1 protein-coding gene is annotated in these 267 nt (G+C 43.4%); it reads left to right on the top strand.

The window, feature by feature from the left end; translation table 11 throughout:
* A partial coding sequence (locus BZ25_RS05060) for a methyl-accepting chemotaxis protein (RefSeq protein WP_233552366.1) occupies window positions 1-267 on the top strand: 267 nt, incomplete at both ends.

The raw sequence follows: 267 nt of genomic DNA, 5'->3' as shown, positions 1-267 counted from the left end.
AGCGGTAGAAAGGACAAAAGAAAGTCAAAAAGAAGTAGAAACACTCGCAAACAACGCCAAGAACGTACAAAGTATAGTAGAAACGATAAACTCGATAACGGAACAAACGAACCTGCTGGCACTAAACGCAGCGATAGAAGCGGCAAGGGCAGGGGAAGCAGGAAGAGGATTTGCAGTTGTAGCGGATGAGATAAGGAAGTTAGCGGAAGAATCAAGAAATGCAACGGATGAAATATCCGAAATACTAACCAACATAACGCAAGGAAC

Origin of the sequence: Petrotoga sp. Shatin.DS.tank11.9.2.9.3, from assembly GCF_003665005.1 — a bacterium.
Lineage (GTDB): Bacteria > Thermotogota > Thermotogae > Petrotogales > Petrotogaceae > Petrotoga > Petrotoga mobilis.
Note: the sequence above shows the minus strand (reverse complement) of the source record. Positions and strands in the feature narration are given on the sequence as shown.